The following is a 17,173-nucleotide window of genomic DNA, read 5'->3' as shown; positions in this document are numbered from 1 at the left end:
ATAAGTATGTTAAAATTTAGCATTACTCAATTTGAGGTGTGGTGATGAGAAAATTATTTTTGTTTGCGCTTGCGGCGGCTGTCGCGGGCTGTACAGGAGGGGGACCCAAAGTTGACCCTATGTCTGCGCAGGTCACGGCGGCCGATGCGGAGATGGTGGTTATCCCCGATGTATGCAAGAGTTTTTACAAGTTTGACAAACCCAGAGTAGCTGTAGCCCAGTTCCTTAACAACACGTCCTACGGGAAAATGACAGCCGCGAATACAAGCTTCGCAGGTAAATCCAGCACTAAAAAAACAAGTGCAGGGGTTGCGGGTGTGGTTGCGGCTCCAGGTGCAGCAGGGATAGGCTATGTCGGAGCTTCCAAAACGGATACTACCTCCTCCGGGCAGGTTGATACCTATATGAGAGAGGTTGCACCCAAAATAGGCGAATACGCCCAGTCAGCAACGGAAAACATAGTTGCCAATGTCGGCGGAATGGCCATTTTTGACAGATCAAGCCTTGAAAGCATCCTCAGCGAGCAGAAATTCCAGATGGCTATAGCTGATCCCGCAACTGCGGTCAGAGCCGGTAAGCTTGCCGGTGTTCAGTATATTTTTGCAGGTACTGTGGACAGTATCAACGCAAAATATGTTGCGCCGGACAACAGCAAAACAGCCGATACCGGCAATGCGTGGGCTAACCTTGCCCTTGCAGTGGGAAAAGCTGCCGCAAACACGCAGACAGGCTGGATAGTCAATGTTGAGATGACTGTTAAGATGATCGAAGTCGAAACCGGACAGGTAATCATCAACAACAAAGTGAAAGGACGTGAAGTTGCCGGCGGCGGACAGGGGCTTAACCCTGAGCTGATAGCGGAAGCAGCCAAAAAGGCCATGGGCGAAGCCATTGAGGATATTAAACCTACCCTTTCACAGAGATTTTCTCCCAAAGGCTACATCAAGCAGATGAGAGGCAATAAAACACTTGCCCTTGTGAATATGGGAAGCGATGCCGGGGTGAACTCCGGTGAAAAGCTTGAGGCCTTTGAGTTTATCGAAGTTGCCGATCCCTTCAGCGGACAGAAGTCATGCAATATGGCAAAAATCCCTGTGGATATTGTTATCTCAGACCAGATAGCCGCAGATCAGGCATGGGCAAAGATTGACGGCAAACCCGAAGCTCTCGCAAGAGTAAAAACAGGCTCTATCATCAAGCGCCAGAAGCTTGAAGGACAGGGCATGCTGAAAAAAATGTTTTAACGTCTGATAAAGGAAGACCGGATGAAAAGTCCGGTCTTCTTCATTTTCTTTCCTTTTCTATGTGTTTTTTACCTTGTTAAGTCTTTTCATCAAAGTTAAAATCAGAAAAACCCCATTTTGTGAGGGACGGTCATCGCATCGAAATTTTTCGCCCTGTGTTTTATGCTGTTTTTTTCAGCCGCCGCATACGGAGCGGACAGTGTTTTTCCGCCTGAAACCATAAGCCATCTCGATATTCTCAACAGCGGCAGAATCACTGTCATCGGCTCGTCTCCCGGCGGGCTTAATATGAATAATGCACTCAGGCGGGCAAGGATAGATGCTGAGGAAAAGGCGCATGCTCTGCTTTCTGACCTTCCGGTGAGCGGACTGCGCACACTTGAGGATGCGGCTCTGTTTGACAATGAGTCTGAGCATATTTTCAGGGAGCTTATTTCATCCCTTTCATCTTGCAGGGGCAAAGGTATATACGACAAGGCGGAGAAAAAAGGTTATTATTGTTTAACCGGAAGGACAGACCCCCTTGATGTTCTGGCGGAGAAATCAGCCGCCGCTGCCAGACCGGAGCCGGACGGCAGCACTGCGGAGTATGACTCTGTTATAATAAACGCAGCAGTGGGGATGTTTGTTCCCGCTCTGGCAAATAGGATATACGCCGCAGACGGAACAGAGATATGGAACAGAAGCTTCGGACACCCGGTTTATGTTACGGATATGCCGGATGCTGTGACTCTGCTTTTTCAGGAAGGCAGACGCAAGCCCCTTTCCCTGAATGCGGAGCGGGTGGTTTCATACACTGATGTTTACTTGGGAAAAACAGCGTCTGGCGAGTTGACCCGGCTTCTGGCCGCAGGCGCGGATGTTAAAATAGTATTTGTGTTTCTAAAATAAATTGCTTGAATGAGGTTTGTATGAAAAAGCTGTTTTTTCTGTTTGTAGCCGTTTTTATGTGCTCGGCTGTTTACGCTCAGCCTGTGAAGGTGAGTGCAGTGGGCGAGGCTGATATAAGCGGAGGCGACACCGCTTCCGCAAGGACAGTAGCCATCGCAAGGGCTAAGTGGACAGCCCTTGAGGAGGCCGCAGGTGTTAAGGTTAAGTCTGACGCTATCTTACAGAACGCTGTGCTTGTGGACGAAGCCATAAAAACCGAGGTTCAGGGTGTTATAAAAAGCTTTAACATCACAGGGGAAGAGAAGGACGGCTCCATCTACAGAGTGCAGATTTCCGCCATGGTTGAGAAAAGCAAGGTGGAGAACGCTGTGGGTATAGTTTCCAAAAACACCACCATCTCCGTTATGCTGCCTGTTGTTTTCCCTAACGGCAGGGTGGAGGAATCCAGCGCCCTTTCTGAAAATGTTATAAACGAGCTCACCGCGCGCAATATGGAAGTGGTGGATATGGCCTCCGGAAACGGCTTCGGAGTGAAGGAGCTTGAAAAAGCCATGAAGTCAAACGACTATCTGGCGCTCAGAAACGCAGCCTTTAAAAACCTGTCAAACACTATCCTCATTGGTAAGGTTGAAACCACTGCCACAGCCCAGCAGGGAACAGACATAGGCTACGGTGTTTCACTGCCTTTTAATGTTGTTACAGGAAGGCTCACATACAGGCTGGTTACTGAAAAGTACGGCAACAGAGTGATTCTTGCCAGCGGGTATATCCCCGTGAGAGGTCAGGGCACAACCATTGAGGACGCCACATTCAGAATGACGGAAAACCTCCGTGATACGGTAGCCAATACCCTTGTGGGTATAGTTATGGAAAAAATGCAGGGCGCAAACAGCAGGATGGTCACAGTCCGCCTCATGGGCAGAACTGACATAGACAAGCTTATGCAGCTTAAGCAGATGCTGACCTATACAAGCTGGGTGCTTGAGGTTAAGGATCAGGGCGTGGACGCACTTGCTGTTACTTATCCTGAAAAATCCCTTTACCTTGCCACATCCATAAACGGGAGAGGCGGCTTCAAGGTGGAAAAATTCTCAGACTATGAAATAGTGGTATCACCTCAATAAATTATAAAACCGGCGGGAGCTTATGAAGTTTATAACCTCATTTTTCAGGAACTATAAATTCGGGCTTCTGGCCGGTTTTCTCATTTTCTCGGCACTCCTTTTTGCATTTCAGCCCAGATTTATAGATAAGTTTGCCCTCGGCATAGAGGACGGCAAGTTTCACTTCCGCTCCGCAGTGGGCATGACCCCGAAGCCGTATGAAGACATGGTGATAGTCACCGTGGACGAATACAGCGTGAACAAGCTTGGCCGCTGGCCGTGGCGCAGGGACGTTATAGGCGATCTTTTTTACAATCTCAGGCATGCTGGCGTGGTTACGCTGGATATTGTTTTTTCAGAGCATACAGAACCGGAGCGGGACAGCTATCTGGCTGAAAAGATCTCAGAGGCTGATAATATAATTCTCGGTTTCTTCATGCGTGACAACGCAACGCAGGAAACAACGGACGATACTCTTGATGCCCTTGAGGACTGCGCGTACCTCTCATTCAAGATGCTGGACAATACAACCGCGGTTAAGGAGTTTCCGTACGCCGAGGTGAATATAGACGAAATAGCCCACATGGGGATGACCTGTGCCTATTTTAACACTGAGGCTGATGCCGACGGTCTCTACAGGCGCTATCCCATAACATACATCCATAAAGGCTACCTGTTCTCCCCTTTGGGTATTCAGGCGCTGCGCTATTTTATGAATCAGGATGTGGAGCTTGTTATTGATAAAAACGGGGTGAAGAAGTTTGCCCTCGGCAATATCGTTTTCAATGAGCAGAGCTATTTCAAGCTCAATTACTATGACGATGTTAAGTACATATCAGCATATGATGTTTACTCCGGGAAGGTAGCACCGGAGTTCTTTGAGAATAAGATAGTAGTTGTAGGCGTTACGGAAACAGGCGTGTACGATATGCGCCCCACACCCATAAGCCCCATCACTCCCGGAGTGTCCCTGCATTACACAGCAATAAGCAACCTGCTGGAAGGCCACCTTATAAAGTGGCGGAGCACATGGGACTATATGCTGATTTTCCCTGTCCTGCTGATTATTTCCGCTCTCAGCTTCATAAAAAAACAGTACCTGCGCTGGCTGCTGTATATTGCTGCACTGGGTTCGGTTTTTGCGGTTTCCTACGGTGTTTTCATCTATTTCAATATATGGCTAAGGGAGTTTTATGCCCTGTTCCCGTCTGTGCTTATGATTGTGGGGACTGAGGCGGTGGCATTCTTCAAGACGGAGCTTCATGCCATTGAAGTGAAGAAGGCTTTCGGCTCATATGTTTCTCCCGAACTTGTGGAGGAGATACTCAGTAACCCGGACGGGCTGGAACTCGGCGGTCAGGAGAGGGATCTCACGATCCTTTTCTCAGATATAAGGGGCTTCACCACGCTTTCTGAAAGTCTTACGCCCACTGCATTGGTTTCCATGCTTAACAGGCTGCTTGATCCCATGACGAATGTCATACTCAGAAACCGCGGTATGCTGGATAAATATATCGGCGATGCCATGATGGCGGTGTTCAATACCCCGGTTGATGTGCCCGACCATCCTGACAAGGCTGTGAAAAGCGCCCTTGAACTTCTCGAAACACTGAAAGAAGTGAACGCTGAGTTTGCGAAAGAGGGCATACCGGTTGTTGATATAGGCATAGGCGTAAACACTGGTACGGTGGTTGTGGGCAATATGGGTTCCAAGGTGCGCTTTGAGTACACTGCGATAGGGGACAGCGTGAACCTTGCTTCACGTCTGGAAGGGCTTTGCAAGCAGTATAAGAACAGAATAGTGATCAGCGAATTTACCAGAAACAGGCTTACTCTTCCCGTTATCTGCCGTGTGCTGGACAGAGTGCGGGTGAAGGGCAAGCACAAGCCGGTGGAAATCTTTGAGCCCATGACGGACACGCCCGAAAACAGGGTACTTAAGGACAGTTTTGAAAAAGCTCTTGATAAATACTTCAACATGAATTTCAATGAAGCACTTGCCCTTTTCCTTGATTTGGCGGAAAAATTCTCGGACGGGCCGTCAGAGGTTTTCGCTGAAAGATGCGCTGATTTCCTTGAGGAGCCGCCCGCGAAGGACTGGGACGGAGTGTACACTCTGAAATCAAAATAGGAAGTGCTTAATATGTCAAAGAAAAAAGCTATTGTTCTCGTAAGCGGAGGAATGGACAGCTGTGTAACAGCCGCTGTTGCCGCGCAGAATTACGAGCCTTGCTTTCTACATGTAAACTACGGTCAGAGAACAGAAAACAGAGAATTCAAAGCCTTTGAGGATCTGTGTCAGGCTTACGGAATAAAAAGAAAACTTGTTGTGGACATCAGCTATCTGAAAGATATAGGCGGCTCGTCCCTCACCGATGATGCGATAGATGTTGAGGAGGGGGAACTGGACAGACAGGGTATACCCAAAACCTATGTTCCCTTCCGCAATGCCAATATCCTTTCTATAGCCGCAAGCTGGGCGGAGGTTCTCGAAGCCTCGGCTATTTTTATCGGTGCAGTGGAGGAGGACGGCAGCGGCTATCCCGACTGCCGCCGGGTGTTTTATGATGCCTTTGAGGCGGCTATAGATGCGGGAACCCGCCCTGAAACGAAAATTAAAATCGAAACTCCGCTCATATCCCTGAAAAAATCGGATATAGTTAAACTAGGTAAGGAACTCGGAGCGCCCCTTGAGCTTTCATGGTCATGCTATAAAAGCGAGGACGAAGCCTGCGGCGAGTGTGACAGCTGCCTCCTTCGTCTGAGAGGGTTTAAGCAGGCCGGCTATGAAGACCCTATCCCCTATAAAAAGAGATAATGGTGTGAATTTATGAAAAGAATTGCCGTTATGACCAGCGGAGGCGACAGCCCCGGAATGAATGCCGCCATCAGAAGCGTTGTGAGAACAGGACTTGCCAACGGAATAGAGGTTTTCGGCATAGAACAGGGCTACAAAGGCATGATAGAGGACAAGATGCGTCTTCTCTCCAGCAAGGATGTTTCCAATATGGTTTACCGCGGCGGAACATTCCTCCGCAGCGCCAGATGCATGGAGTTCAAGACTGAGGACGGGCAGAAGCTCGCGGTCAGCAACCTTGAAAAAAACGGCATAGAAGGGCTTGTGGTCATAGGCGGTGACGGCTCGCTCACCGGAGCAAAAATTCTGGCTGAAAACTACGGTGTTAAGGTTGTGGGTCTGCCCGGCTCCATTGATAACGACATACACGGAACCAACACGTCCATAGGCGTTGACACAGCTCTTAACACGATTGTGCATGCCATAGACACCATAAACGATACCGCAAGCTCACACGACAGAACCTTCATAATAGAGGTTATGGGAAGGCACTGCGGCTATCTCGCAGTTATGTCCGCCATAGCGGGCGGTGCAGAGACTGCGCTAATACCGGAAGTTCCGTACAACCTTGAAAATATCATAGCAAAAATAAGGAAACGCTATCAGGAAGGCAAAACCAGAAGTGTTATAATCCTCGCCGAGGGTGTGGGCTCTGCCTATGACTTCGGCAAAACGCTGGAACTCATGGGCGGATTTGAAACCCGCATCACAGTTCTGGGGCATATACAGAGGGGCGGCAGCCCGACTTACTTTGACCGCATACTCGCCACAAGAATGGGGGATGCGGCGGTCAAAGGGCTGATGAGCGGTAAGACATCCTGCATGACAGCGCTGACGGGAAGGGATATAGAGCTTATTCCCCTTTCGGAGATTATCGGGCGGAAAAAGCAGTTTGATGCAAACCTGCTGAAAATGGCGGAAGACTTAAGCACATAGGAGTTACCCATGAGCGTTACCACCAAGACGGGGGACAAGGGGCAGACCTCTCTCTACACAGGGGAGCGGGTGGACAAGGATGATCCGGTTATGGAGTTTCTGGGAACCGGGGATGAGCTTGTTTCAAACCTCGGTGAACTGCGTCTGAGGGTCAGTGCCCATGCGGAGGATATACTGCGGATTCAGAAGACAATTTTCCGCATAAACTCATATGCCGCCACAAGAGAAGGGCGTGAAAAATTCCTTATCCCTCAGGAAGAGGTGGACTTTCTGGAAGGGAGGACCAAGGAATACGAAGGGATAACCGGCGAACTGCGCGGATTTATAATCCCTTCGGAAAATCTTGATGCCTCAAAGGCCGACATATGCCGCACTGTAGCCAGAAGGTATGAAAGAAGATTGATAACTTTGTCCGCTTATGTTAATTTTGACCCTGTTGTCAGAAAGTATGTTAACAGATTGTCCGACATGCTTTTTATGATGGCAAGAGTGATAGGAAAGGAGAAAGACTTAAAATGAGCCTTAAAGACATAATAACCGAAGACATGAAAACATATATGAGAGAGAAAAAACAGATAGCTCTTGATACGGTGCGCATGCTCCGCTCTGAGATCAAAAATGTTGAGATCAACAACAGACCCGCAGGCGAGCTTGATGATGAAGGCGTGCTGAAGGTTATTGCCTCTGCCGTGAAAAAACGCAGGGACGCAGCCCAGCAGTACAAAGATGCCGGAAGACCTGAGCTTGCGGAGAAGGAAGAGCTTGAAATAACTTTTCTCGAAAAATATATGCCCGCTCAGATGGGTGAGGAAGAGATAAGGAAAATAGTTGCGGAAGCGGCCGAAGGTTTGGACGTGAGCGATAAGAAAAACTTCGGCGCTGTGATGAAGAAGGTTATGGAAAAAACAAAGAACAAGGCGGATGGCAAGCTGGTTAATGAGCTTGTGAAGGCAGTGTTTGATGGAAATAACTGACATTGTACTGCTGATACTGATCGGCGCCTTTGCCGTGCGCGGGCTCATTAAGGGGCTTGTGCATGAGTTATTCGGCATAGGGGCGATAATAATCGGCTATATTGCGGCTTATAAATATTCCCTGACGGTGGGAAGCCTTTTCAAATCTTTCGATTTATCGGAGAAATCCTTAAGCGCACTCGGATTTGTGATAGTTTTCATTGTTACATATCTGGTTGTGATGATAATTGCAGTATTTATCGGCAAAATCATAAAGAATGTGTCCCTTTCTGATGTGAACAGGGGCGGCGGAATGGTATTCGGTGCTTTTAAGGCGGCTGTCATACTTTCCGTCATTCTCACATCCTTTGTCTCCTTCATGCCGAAGGAGTCCGGGTTTGTGAAAACAACCGAAAAAGGCGCTGTCTCCGGCTTTCTTATAAAGCTTTCCCCCGTCATATATGACATTGTGAACAAGTTCGGCGGCTCGCATGTTAATCCTTTCCGCGAGGAAAAGATAGAGCTTGAGCCTGTTGATATTTTCGGCGGCGATCCGGGGCAGAAAGCCCTTGAAAAGGTTAAGGAATCTGCCGGAAACATCAGAGACGGGGCAGAGGAAAAATCCGGCGACATCATGGATAAAGTGAAAAACATGACCAGAGAGGAAAAAGACGCTCTGGCGGAGAAGCTCCTCGCACCCAAGGCCGATCAGTAAATTCGGTGAATTACTTTGACAGACTCCCATATTGAATCATTAGAGTTCCCTCTATTCAGGCAATATCTCAGAGGTTCCTTCGTATCAAGCCTTTCCGCTTCCGTGCTGGAAAAGATTGAGCCTTTCGGCGACTGCGGAACAATAAAAATGCGTCAGGATGTTATGGAGGAGGCCTTAAGCCTTGTGAAATCCATAAACATCAGCATTCAGAGAGATGAAGACTATCTCGCGGTTTATCCGCGCATAAACGATCCCCTTGCTTTCTTTGAGCCTCAGGAACTGATGGAGATACGTAAGTTTCTGATGAGTGCCGCCGCTCTCAAGGCTTCGCTCATTGACGCGGGCGCGTCGCATATGAAGGCATATCTCAGGGGGATGTCCGCACTGACAGATATTACCTCCGCAATAGGGGAAGTGCTGAACGATAAGGGCGATATACGTGATGATGCCTCTGTCAGGCTGAAAGAGATCAGAAACGAGCTCCAGTCAGCCAGAAAGAAGATACATAACGCGCTCAACTCCGTTCTTTACAGCCTGAATGCGGAAAAATTCATTCAGGAACTTGTGATAACAGAGCGCAGCGGACGCTTCACTCTGCCCTGCAAAAGCAATTTCCGCCAGTATATAGACGGCATAGTTCATGACCGCTCCGCCAGCGGGCAGACTCTCTTTGTGGAGCCGGAATCCACCGTTTCCATGAATAATACCCACCACGAGCTCAAGGCTGAGGAGCGTAAAGAGATTTTCCGCATTCTGAGCTCCATTATCCGCAGCATATACGAAAAACGCAGGGAGATACGCTCCACCACGGAAAACTACGGCGAAGTGGCGTTTCTGCTGGAAACTGCTCAGTTCTATAAATCAAAGCCGCACTGTATGCCTGTTTTCGGAAGTGTGCTTGAGTTTGACCGTGTGCATCATCCCATAATCCTTCTTGAGAAGAAGGGCGAATCCGTACCTCTGAATATCAGGATGGAGAAAGGGGAGCAGATAGGTGTTATCTCAGGCCCCAACACAGGCGGTAAAACTGCGGCGCTCAAATCTCTGGGGCTGAACCACATCATAGCCTCCTGCGGTCTGCCGCTGATGGGCAGATCCGCCAAGCTGTACAGCGTGAAAAAGGTTCTGGCGGATATTGGCGATCATCAGTCGCTGGTTATGGATCTCAGTACGTTTTCATCCCATATGGTAAACATCAGGGATATAATAAACGCTGCTGATGAAAAAAGCCTTGTGCTGATGGATGAGCTGGGAACAGGCACTGAACCTCGTGAGGGTGCGGCTATCGCTGTTGCCGTGTGTGAAAGCCTTGCTGAAAAAGGTGCGGTAACATTTGTCACCACTCACTTTGCGGAGATAAAAAACTTCGCCCTTTCAAGGACAGATTCGGCGATATTCGCCGTTGAGTTCGATTATAAAACCTTTGAGCCGAAATACAGCCTCCAGAAAGGCGTGGCAGGTAAATCAGACCCGCTTGTGATTTCAAAAAGACTTGGGTTCCCGGAAACTGTTGTAAAACGGGCGGAGGAACTCATAGAGGAAGCGAAGAACTCCCTTGAGATAGGTATTGAGGAAGTGAACAGGCTTAAGTCTGAGCTTATAAAGGAGAAAGAAACCTACCGCAGCCGCCGGCTTGAACTTCTGGAGCGTCAGGCGGTATTCGAGGAGAAGGAAAAGGCGCTTAAGCAGAGGCTTGATAAAAAGGAAACTGAGCTTCTGGAAGAGGCAATGCGGCTTTTTGAACGGGCAAAACGTCTCGCCGGTGAAAAGCAGGGTAAAATAGACAAAACAGAAGCACTTGAGGGCATGGAGAAATCCGCCGAAAAGCTCAAAGAGCTTAAGAAGAAGCTTAAACCCGTGCGGGACATTCAGGAAGGTGACATCATCTTCCTTGATAAATATGAGAAAAGCGGCAGGATAACTGCAATTGAAGGCAGCACGGTTTCCCTTGATCTGGGCGGGCTAAAGATAAAGATGAAGCGCGCGGACATCATAGGCAAAAAGCTTCAGGATGAGGAAAGGGTAAAAGATGTTAAGCTCACCACAGATGCCGCGCCCGCTGTGCGCAGGGAGATTCTTCTTGTCGGCAAAAGGGTTGAGGAAGCAATTGATGAACTGGACAAGTTTATGGATGAGTCCCTCTTAAGCGGGTTTGACAAAATATATATTGTCCACGGAAGAGGGACAGGGCAGCTCCGCCGCGGTCTGCACGACTACATGCGCCATGACCGCAGAGTTAAAAGATATGCTGTGGCTTCAAACGAAGAGGGCGGACAGGCGGTAACAATCGCCGAGTTTTAACAGCACCTGTTCTTTATCTTTTCCGCCATTGAAGGGTGGTTAAGAAGAGCCTTCAGCATGCGCTCAAGGAGAAGCTTCGGTTTGAAATCCTCTCCGCCGATATTTTTCTGGAGCATTTTATCGGCTCCGGTGGCGAAGAGAATATGCGGCATAACCCCGTCAAGTGAGTTTATAACGTTTTTCAGTTCCTCGTGTGTGATGAACTTGCAGTGCATATCCATTACTATAAGGTAGAAGTTTTCGCCGTCCTGATTCTTTTTCTCAAGGCAGTAGAAAACTTCTCCCTTGCAGTTTGCTGTGGCGGCTCCTATGCCTGCTTTTTCAAGCTCAGCCTTTACTGTGTCGGTAAAGGGTTTTTCATCATCTATCAAAAGAACGTCATATGCTTTCATATTATGCCTCCCGGAAAAAAGCAGCACCGCCTGGAATGCGGTAAAAAAAAGTATCTCAACTGTGTACGCGCATATTCTCATATTTTATGAAACAATGGAAGTGAGATTTCACATTTTTATTTAGCTGACATATGTTTTGAGCATATTTGCTCTTATTGTTTTATATTATACCCATGATAATGGTTGACAATTGTCCATGTTTTAAATATACCTTAACAAAAGTTGATTAAATTAAACGAGCAAAGGTGGGAGATGTCAGAACATGTCATTAAAATCGGCGAGAGAGTCAGAAAGATAAGGAACCAGCGAGGCCTAACCCTACAGGATGTGGCTTCATTCACAGGTTTCTCCAAAGCGCTTATCTCTCAGATAGAAAACAATGTTGTCACCCCTCCCATAAACACTCTCTCAAAAATAGCAAAAGTTCTGAATGTGAAAATGACCTACTTCTTTGAAGAAGAGATAGATTACAACGACTACCATATTGTGAAAAGAAACGACCGCAAGCTTATCTTCCGCGAAGGTGTAAAGCACGGCTATATTTATGAAGAACTCGCCAAGGTTCGGGGATTCGAAAACCTTGAAATATATATGGTCACCATAAAGGAATCCGGAAGCGATAAAAAACTCTTCAATCACGAAGGTTACGAGTACATATATCTGAAACGGGGTAAGATTAACCTGTATCTGAATAACGAGGTCATCGAAGTAGAAGAGGGCGACTCCATCGCTTTCAATTCGCGCATCCCCCATTATCTTGAATGTCCCCATGGTGAAGCAAAGGTGATCGGCATTCTCCTCAAAACAGAAGGTCTGAAAGAACACCTCGAAAAACAGGAGAAATAACCGCCTGACTTGATAATATCAAACTGTACATCCTGTGTTTTTTCCGCACACGCTCACGCCGAACTCAGAGACTGCTTCGTCACTTCTGCTCCTCGCAGTGATGTAATAATGCGTCATTCTGAGGCTTTAGCCGAAGAATCTCTCATCTGATATTATTAAAGAATACCTATTAGTTTGTCCGCACATCGGATTCGCGCCCATGGGAGCCTGCTGTCTGCACTTTTTGATCATATTCTCATGCTATCAGGTATTCAAAACAACATATGCTTTTGTTTTATGCACAAAATATACTAAAAAATGAGTATAACGCTTTTATAAGTTTTTTACCTTGATTGTCAGCTAAACATAACCTTAAAAGTCTGAATTATTAGTACACATTCTATAAGTGTCTGAGTCTGCACATTATATTTTTTAGGTATGATGGTCAGTCCATTTTTCAGATTTAAACATTGTTTTATCAAATAGCCGCTATAAGAATCTGTAATATATCTATTGACAGGGGTTTTTGGATTTTGTTAGATTTCGTTCAAATTTTTATTAATTAAAATAAAATAACGTTCATCATTTATTGATGATCTGAAATACAAGGGGGATTGATGGCCCGTATTTTATCTGTAGACCCTGTTTCCAGAATAGAGGGGCACCTCAAAATCGAAACTGAAATTGATTCGGGTGTGGTTACCCGTGCACGTGTAGCGGGGAATATGTACAGAGGGTTCGAGAGAATGCTTCTGGGCAGACACCCTGTGGATTCTGCCAGAATAGCCCAGAGGATATGCGGTGTGTGCCACGAGGTTCATGGAGTCTCTTCCGTTATGGCTCTTGAAGAAATTTACAAAGTCACTCCGCCTGCAAACGGGCTTGTTCTGAGAGATATGATTCTTGGGCTTCATATAGTCACCGATCATCTGCTTCATTTTTATAATCTCTGCCTTCCCGATTATGCTGATTTTTCTGTGGCAGCGGCCTACAGCGGCAGCGACACCCGCCTGAAAGACATATCGGCGTGGATAAGAAACTCCGGGACAGGCTTCATAGGCGGCGCAGCGGAAGGGGACTACATAAGGGATAAGGATGCGGTATACAGGCTGGTGCTTCATTATTTTGAGGCGCTGAAAATACGCAGTGAGGCGGCTTCCGGGCTTGCCCTTCTCGGCGGCAAGGTTCCGTTTATCCATGCGCTCCTTCCCGGCGGCATAACCACGGAGATAACCGCGGATACTTTGATGAAGTATTACCATGTGCTTGAAAAGACGGCTGATTTTGTGAACAATTCATTCCTGCCCGATGCTCTGGAGATTGCCCGCCGCTATCCGCAGTATTTCAAAATAGGCGAGACATACAACACATTCTACGCTCATTCATCCTTTAAAGACTCCAAAGGTACAAACCTCTTTAACGCAGGGGTGATAATAAACGGCGAGCGGAAAAACTTTGACTATTCAAAGGTTAAGGAGCTTCTGAGCGCCTCATTCTATGACAATTCCGGCAGACCCGATGAAAACAGACAGGGCGCATATAGCTGGATAAAAGCGCCGAGATATGAAGGCTTTCCTCTTGAGGTGGGGCCTGTGGCGAGGTTTGCCGTGAATAATGATGCAGGCTTTAAATCTCTCCTCGGAAGATTCGGCAGTACAAATATCACCTCATCAACCATGTCCAGAATACTGGCAAGGGCTTACGAATCAGTTAGGCTCTGTAATTATCTTTTTGAGCGCTCTGAGGATTTCAGGCTGGACGAACCCACCATACGCCCGGTTGACCTTCAGGCTCCGGTAACAGGGCAGGGTGTAGGCTTTTCCGTTGCGGCCAGAGGCGCACTTGTGCATCACATAACGGCGGAAAAGGGTAAGGTCACCGACTATAAAATGATTGTTCCCTCCACATGGAACTTCGGCCCCGCAGCAGACGGCAAGGCCGGTGTGGTTGAAAAAGCAATAACAGGAACCCCCGTGCGCTTCGGCGGTGAGGGCGGTTCTGTAGAAGTGGGCAGAGTTGTACGCAGTTTCGACCCCTGCACAGCCTGCTCCGTGCATTAGGGTGCTTTGATGTTAAGCAGAAGAGACTTTCTTAAAAAATGCAGAGATATATCAGTTGCGGCTTTCGGCGCGGACATATTCGGCGCAGAGATAGCCGAAGGGTTCATGAAAATAGCCGCATCGGACAGACCTCTGGTTTCCTTTATACAGGGGCAGAGCTGTACAGGCTGTTCAATCTCCCTCACATATGGCAATGAAACAAACTTTATAGATTTCATAATGAAGCTGATAAGACTTCAGGTTCATCCCAACCTCTCTTTCAGTCAGGGTGAAAGCTATCTGAAAATGCTGGATTCAGTGTCCGCTAAAGGCGGCCACGTTCTCGTGGTTGAGGGGAGTATTCCGGTTAAGATGAAAAAGGCCTGCATGCTTGGTGAGCACACTCTTTATGATGAGCTCAAAAAGCATATGGAAAAAGCATCGGCAATTATCGCCTGCGGCTCATGCTCATGCTTCGGGGGAATACCCGCCTCCGGAATGAATGAGACCGGTGCTGTTTCGGTTGAAAAGTATATGAGCATGACAGGCATAAAAAAACCGGTTATCAAGATACCCGGCTGCCCCATCCAGCCCGACAGGTTCATGGGGACTGTGGCCTACCTGATAGCAACAGGCAAGCTTCCCGCAATGAAGGACGGTATCCCTACGCTCTATTTCGGTGAACTGATACACAACAACTGCACCAGATTCCAGTATTTCTCGCAGGATATATATCTGGATGACTACAACAAGGACAAACATTCCTGCCTGCTGAAAAAGGGGTGCAGAGGAACCGTGACAAAGGCGGACTGCCCCACAAGGCGCTGGAACGGCAGTGTTAATGTCTGCGTGGAGAGCAATGCTCCCTGCATAGGCTGTGTTAATGAAAAATGGCCTTTTACATCTGACATATACATAGAAGCAAAAAATGTTGAGGATGTTCCGTGGAGCGACTTTAAAAAGTACTCCGAGAAGAGGGGACGCAAATGAGCATAAAAAGCATAATTCATTATCTGGACGGCCTTTCGCTTAAGGTCAAAATGGCAATAGCCTCCTCTCTTCTGGTGGCTCTCACTGTTTTCGGTGTTCTGGTGCTGGACAGCATAAGGCTCCATAAGGTGGAAACAGCACTCTCAAGCTACATGAACCAGCTTAAGGATATGATCTTCATGTCCACTTACGACTCGCTGAAAAAGGGGAACATGCATGTTTTTAAAAACATGATAGCTGAAATCGGCAAATATCACGATGTCGCCGAGTTCTCCCTTGTTCACACGGACGGGCTGGTGGCTTATTCATCCAGTCCTGAAAAGGTCGGGCAGAAGGTGGAGTATGAGTTCAACCCGGAGCATGAGGAAAGCTTTACAGACAACGGCAACATGGTTTACCATTTCCCCGTTAAAACCATAGGCTACTGCCTGCGCTGCCACACCGACTGGCAGGAGGGTACTGTAAATTCCTATTACCTTGTGAAACTTAAACGTGACGCGCTTATCAGTGTTCAGCGGATGTCTTTTATTTCCGATGTTTTTGTCCTGCTGTGCGGGATGGCTCTGGTTTTCATAATATATTTCCTTGTGAACAGGCTGGTTATCAGGAATGTGGACAAGCTCCAGAATACCATTGTAAACGCCGCGGAGAACCTTGACCTGAGCCTCAAGTCAGACATTTCCTCCCGCGATGAGATGGGGGAAATAGCAGCCAGATACAACAAGTTCATGGAGATTATCGGGCGGGATATAACAGGTACTTTCCGGTCTATTTCAAATGTTATGGAACAGGTTCTGCCGCTTTCCCTCTCTGCAATGCGCATTAAAAAGATGAATGACGAAACCCTCCGCCTTGCGGGTGAAGTGGCCGCGGCCAGTGAAGAGGTCAGCGCCACAGTGAGGGATTCCGCCGAGAATATACAGAACTCCTCCACCAAGGCTGATGAAACCCTCCGATTGTCAGAGGATGGCGGCATCGCCATGCAGGAGACCACTAAGCTTGCCTCTAACGTAAGCGGGCTTGTAAACACTCTGGCAGGTGAGATGCAGGATCTGCTTAAGTCGTCTGTGGAAGTGGGTGAGATTGTTCAGGTAATTACTGATATTACAGAGCAGACCAACCTCCTTGCGCTGAACGCCGCAATAGAAGCTGCAAGGGCAGGGGAAGCGGGCAGAGGTTTTGCCGTGGTTGCGGACGAAGTGCGCAAACTGGCTGAAAAAACCCATCAGTCGGCGGCGGATATTACAAAGGTTGTCAGTTCCATGCAGTTCAAGGTTCAGGCGGCTGTGGGCAATGCCGGAAAAGCTCTTGAGATAGTAAATCTTCAGGGAAGTAAGGTTGTCACCGCCAATGAGAAGTTCATGGACATCAAGGCATCGGTGGAGGAACTGAACGGGCTTCTTATGCATATCGCCTCCGCTGTTCAGCAGCAGTCCGCCGCTACGTCACAGATAGCGGTGAATATAGAAGATGTGGCTAAAATGAGCGAAATGAACTCCGGCGGCATAGATAAAATGGTTAAGGGTGTTGAGATTGTCGTTCAGCAGCTTGACGAATCCGAATCCGAGCTTAAGAAGTTTACACTGGATGCGAAAATCATTCCGTTTATCCATGCGAAGGCAAGCCATGTTCTGATGATGAAGTCTGTCTACCACGGCTATATGTACAATGAGCGTGTGGAGATAAAGTCATTTGAAGAATGCGAGTTCACCAAATTCGTCAGGAATGAGGGCGAGGCAGCCTTCGGCCGTGATCCTGATTTCGCGGCTCTGGATGCTCCTCACAGGAATGTCCACGCACTGGCGCAGAAGATAAAGCATATGCTTGAAAAGAGGGAGAACCCGGCAAATGAGGTCGATGCTCTCCAGGCGGAGATTGAAAACTTCATCGGCAAGCTTAATGTGATGATTGATAAGTATTCCTAAGA

15 protein-coding genes are annotated in these 17,173 nt (G+C 47.8%); 14 read left to right on the top strand and 1 reads right to left on the bottom strand.

The annotated features are described in order from the left end of the window. The first annotated feature begins 44 nt into the window (after positions 1-44). The 10 genes from OSQ85_RS10845 to OSQ85_RS10800 all read left to right on the top strand — a co-directional run bounded on the left by OSQ85_RS10845 (position 45) and on the right by OSQ85_RS10800 (position 11,000). Positions 45-1,244: a CsgG/HfaB family protein gene (locus OSQ85_RS10845; protein ID WP_265823041.1), complete on the top strand. Its 1,200-nt coding sequence runs from the start codon at positions 45-47 to the stop codon at positions 1,242-1,244. 162 nt (positions 1,245-1,406) lie between these two features. Further along, positions 1,407-2,135, top strand: a complete 729-nt coding sequence (locus OSQ85_RS10840) for a hypothetical protein (RefSeq protein WP_265823039.1) — start codon at positions 1,407-1,409, stop codon at positions 2,133-2,135. A 20-nt stretch (positions 2,136-2,155) separates the two neighbouring features. After that, positions 2,156-3,259 carry a hypothetical protein gene (locus OSQ85_RS10835; RefSeq protein WP_265823037.1) on the top strand — a complete coding sequence of 368 codons (1,104 nt, stop codon included), beginning with the start codon at positions 2,156-2,158 and terminating at the stop codon, positions 3,257-3,259. A 22-nt stretch (positions 3,260-3,281) separates the two neighbouring features. Further along, on the top strand, positions 3,282-5,369 hold the full coding sequence (locus OSQ85_RS10830; protein ID WP_265823036.1) for an adenylate/guanylate cyclase domain-containing protein: 2,088 nt from the start codon (positions 3,282-3,284) through the stop codon (positions 5,367-5,369). Between the two features lie 12 nt (positions 5,370-5,381). After that, the gene (gene queC, locus OSQ85_RS10825) at positions 5,382-6,056 is read left to right on the top strand and encodes a 7-cyano-7-deazaguanine synthase QueC (RefSeq protein WP_265823034.1); all 675 of its coding nucleotides are present in this window, start codon (positions 5,382-5,384) and stop codon (positions 6,054-6,056) included. Positions 6,057-6,068: 12 nt separating this feature from the next. After that, the gene (pfkA, locus tag OSQ85_RS10820) at positions 6,069-7,031 is read left to right on the top strand and encodes a 6-phosphofructokinase (protein WP_265823033.1); all 963 of its coding nucleotides are present in this window, start codon (positions 6,069-6,071) and stop codon (positions 7,029-7,031) included. Between the two features lie 9 nt (positions 7,032-7,040). Further along, the gene (locus OSQ85_RS10815; RefSeq protein ID WP_265823032.1) at positions 7,041-7,550 is read left to right on the top strand and encodes a cob(I)yrinic acid a,c-diamide adenosyltransferase; all 510 of its coding nucleotides are present in this window, start codon (positions 7,041-7,043) and stop codon (positions 7,548-7,550) included. After that, entirely contained in the window at positions 7,547-8,005 is a 459-nt protein-coding gene (locus OSQ85_RS10810) for a GatB/YqeY domain-containing protein (protein ID WP_265823030.1), read from the top strand. Before OSQ85_RS10815 ends, OSQ85_RS10810 begins: the two co-directional genes overlap by 4 nt. Beyond that, a complete protein-coding gene (locus OSQ85_RS10805) occupies positions 7,992-8,699 on the top strand; it encodes a CvpA family protein (protein ID WP_265823029.1) in 708 nt (235 codons plus the stop codon). The genes OSQ85_RS10810 and OSQ85_RS10805 overlap by 14 nt, the downstream gene beginning before the upstream one ends. Positions 8,700-8,714: 15 nt before the next feature. After that, the gene (locus tag OSQ85_RS10800) at positions 8,715-11,000 is read left to right on the top strand and encodes an endonuclease MutS2 (RefSeq protein ID WP_265823027.1); all 2,286 of its coding nucleotides are present in this window, start codon (positions 8,715-8,717) and stop codon (positions 10,998-11,000) included. On the opposite strand, the gene OSQ85_RS10795 is transcribed toward OSQ85_RS10800, so the two are convergent. Then, positions 10,997-11,392 (bottom strand): hypothetical protein, encoded by a 396-nt coding sequence (locus tag OSQ85_RS10795; RefSeq protein WP_265823025.1) that lies wholly within the window; start codon positions 11,390-11,392, stop codon positions 10,997-10,999. The two genes, OSQ85_RS10800 and OSQ85_RS10795, sit on opposite strands and share 4 nt — an antisense overlap. A 252-nt stretch (positions 11,393-11,644) precedes the next feature. Here OSQ85_RS10795 and OSQ85_RS10790 point away from each other — a divergent pair, with 252 nt between their 5' ends. The 4 genes from OSQ85_RS10790 (at position 11,645) to OSQ85_RS10775 (ending at position 17,171) form a co-directional block, all read left to right on the top strand. Further along, entirely contained in the window at positions 11,645-12,238 is a 594-nt protein-coding gene (locus OSQ85_RS10790) for a helix-turn-helix domain-containing protein (protein ID WP_265823024.1), read from the top strand. A 596-nt stretch (positions 12,239-12,834) separates the two neighbouring features. Next, the gene (locus OSQ85_RS10785) at positions 12,835-14,277 is read left to right on the top strand and encodes a nickel-dependent hydrogenase large subunit (protein ID WP_265823023.1); all 1,443 of its coding nucleotides are present in this window, start codon (positions 12,835-12,837) and stop codon (positions 14,275-14,277) included. A 9-nt stretch (positions 14,278-14,286) separates the two neighbouring features. Next, a complete protein-coding gene (locus OSQ85_RS10780; protein WP_265823021.1) occupies positions 14,287-15,246 on the top strand; it encodes a hydrogenase small subunit in 960 nt (319 codons plus the stop codon). Beyond that, positions 15,243-17,171: a methyl-accepting chemotaxis protein gene (locus OSQ85_RS10775; protein ID WP_265823020.1), complete on the top strand. Its 1,929-nt coding sequence runs from the start codon at positions 15,243-15,245 to the stop codon at positions 17,169-17,171. The genes OSQ85_RS10780 and OSQ85_RS10775 overlap by 4 nt, the downstream gene beginning before the upstream one ends. Positions 17,172-17,173 lie beyond the last annotated feature (2 nt).

The organism is Geovibrio ferrireducens, from assembly GCF_026226615.1.
Classification (GTDB): domain Bacteria; phylum Chrysiogenota; class Deferribacteres; order Deferribacterales; family Geovibrionaceae; genus Geovibrio; species Geovibrio ferrireducens.
This window is presented reverse-complemented; position numbering and strand designations above follow the sequence as displayed.

Excerpts from the sequence above, each read along its gene's own strand:
- OSQ85_RS10845 (WP_265823041.1), top strand. The coding sequence starts at position 45 with ATGAGAAAATTATTTTTGTTTGCGCTTGCGGCGGCTGTCGCGGGCTGT.
- OSQ85_RS10840 (WP_265823039.1), top strand. The coding sequence starts at position 1,407 with ATGCTGTTTTTTTCAGCCGCCGCATACGGAGCGGACAGTGTTTTTCCG.
- OSQ85_RS10835 (WP_265823037.1), top strand. The coding sequence starts at position 2,156 with ATGAAAAAGCTGTTTTTTCTGTTTGTAGCCGTTTTTATGTGCTCGGCT.
- OSQ85_RS10830 (WP_265823036.1), top strand. The coding sequence starts at position 3,282 with ATGAAGTTTATAACCTCATTTTTCAGGAACTATAAATTCGGGCTTCTG.
- queC (WP_265823034.1), top strand. The coding sequence starts at position 5,382 with ATGTCAAAGAAAAAAGCTATTGTTCTCGTAAGCGGAGGAATGGACAGC.
- pfkA (WP_265823033.1), top strand. The coding sequence starts at position 6,069 with ATGAAAAGAATTGCCGTTATGACCAGCGGAGGCGACAGCCCCGGAATG.
- OSQ85_RS10815 (WP_265823032.1), top strand. The coding sequence starts at position 7,041 with ATGAGCGTTACCACCAAGACGGGGGACAAGGGGCAGACCTCTCTCTAC.
- OSQ85_RS10810 (WP_265823030.1), top strand. The coding sequence starts at position 7,547 with ATGAGCCTTAAAGACATAATAACCGAAGACATGAAAACATATATGAGA.
- OSQ85_RS10805 (WP_265823029.1), top strand. The coding sequence starts at position 7,992 with ATGGAAATAACTGACATTGTACTGCTGATACTGATCGGCGCCTTTGCC.
- OSQ85_RS10795 (WP_265823025.1), bottom strand. The coding sequence starts at position 11,392 with ATGAAAGCATATGACGTTCTTTTGATAGATGATGAAAAACCCTTTACC.
- OSQ85_RS10790 (WP_265823024.1), top strand. The coding sequence starts at position 11,645 with ATGTCAGAACATGTCATTAAAATCGGCGAGAGAGTCAGAAAGATAAGG.
- OSQ85_RS10785 (WP_265823023.1), top strand. The coding sequence starts at position 12,835 with ATGGCCCGTATTTTATCTGTAGACCCTGTTTCCAGAATAGAGGGGCAC.
- OSQ85_RS10780 (WP_265823021.1), top strand. The coding sequence starts at position 14,287 with ATGTTAAGCAGAAGAGACTTTCTTAAAAAATGCAGAGATATATCAGTT.
- OSQ85_RS10775 (WP_265823020.1), top strand. The coding sequence starts at position 15,243 with ATGAGCATAAAAAGCATAATTCATTATCTGGACGGCCTTTCGCTTAAG.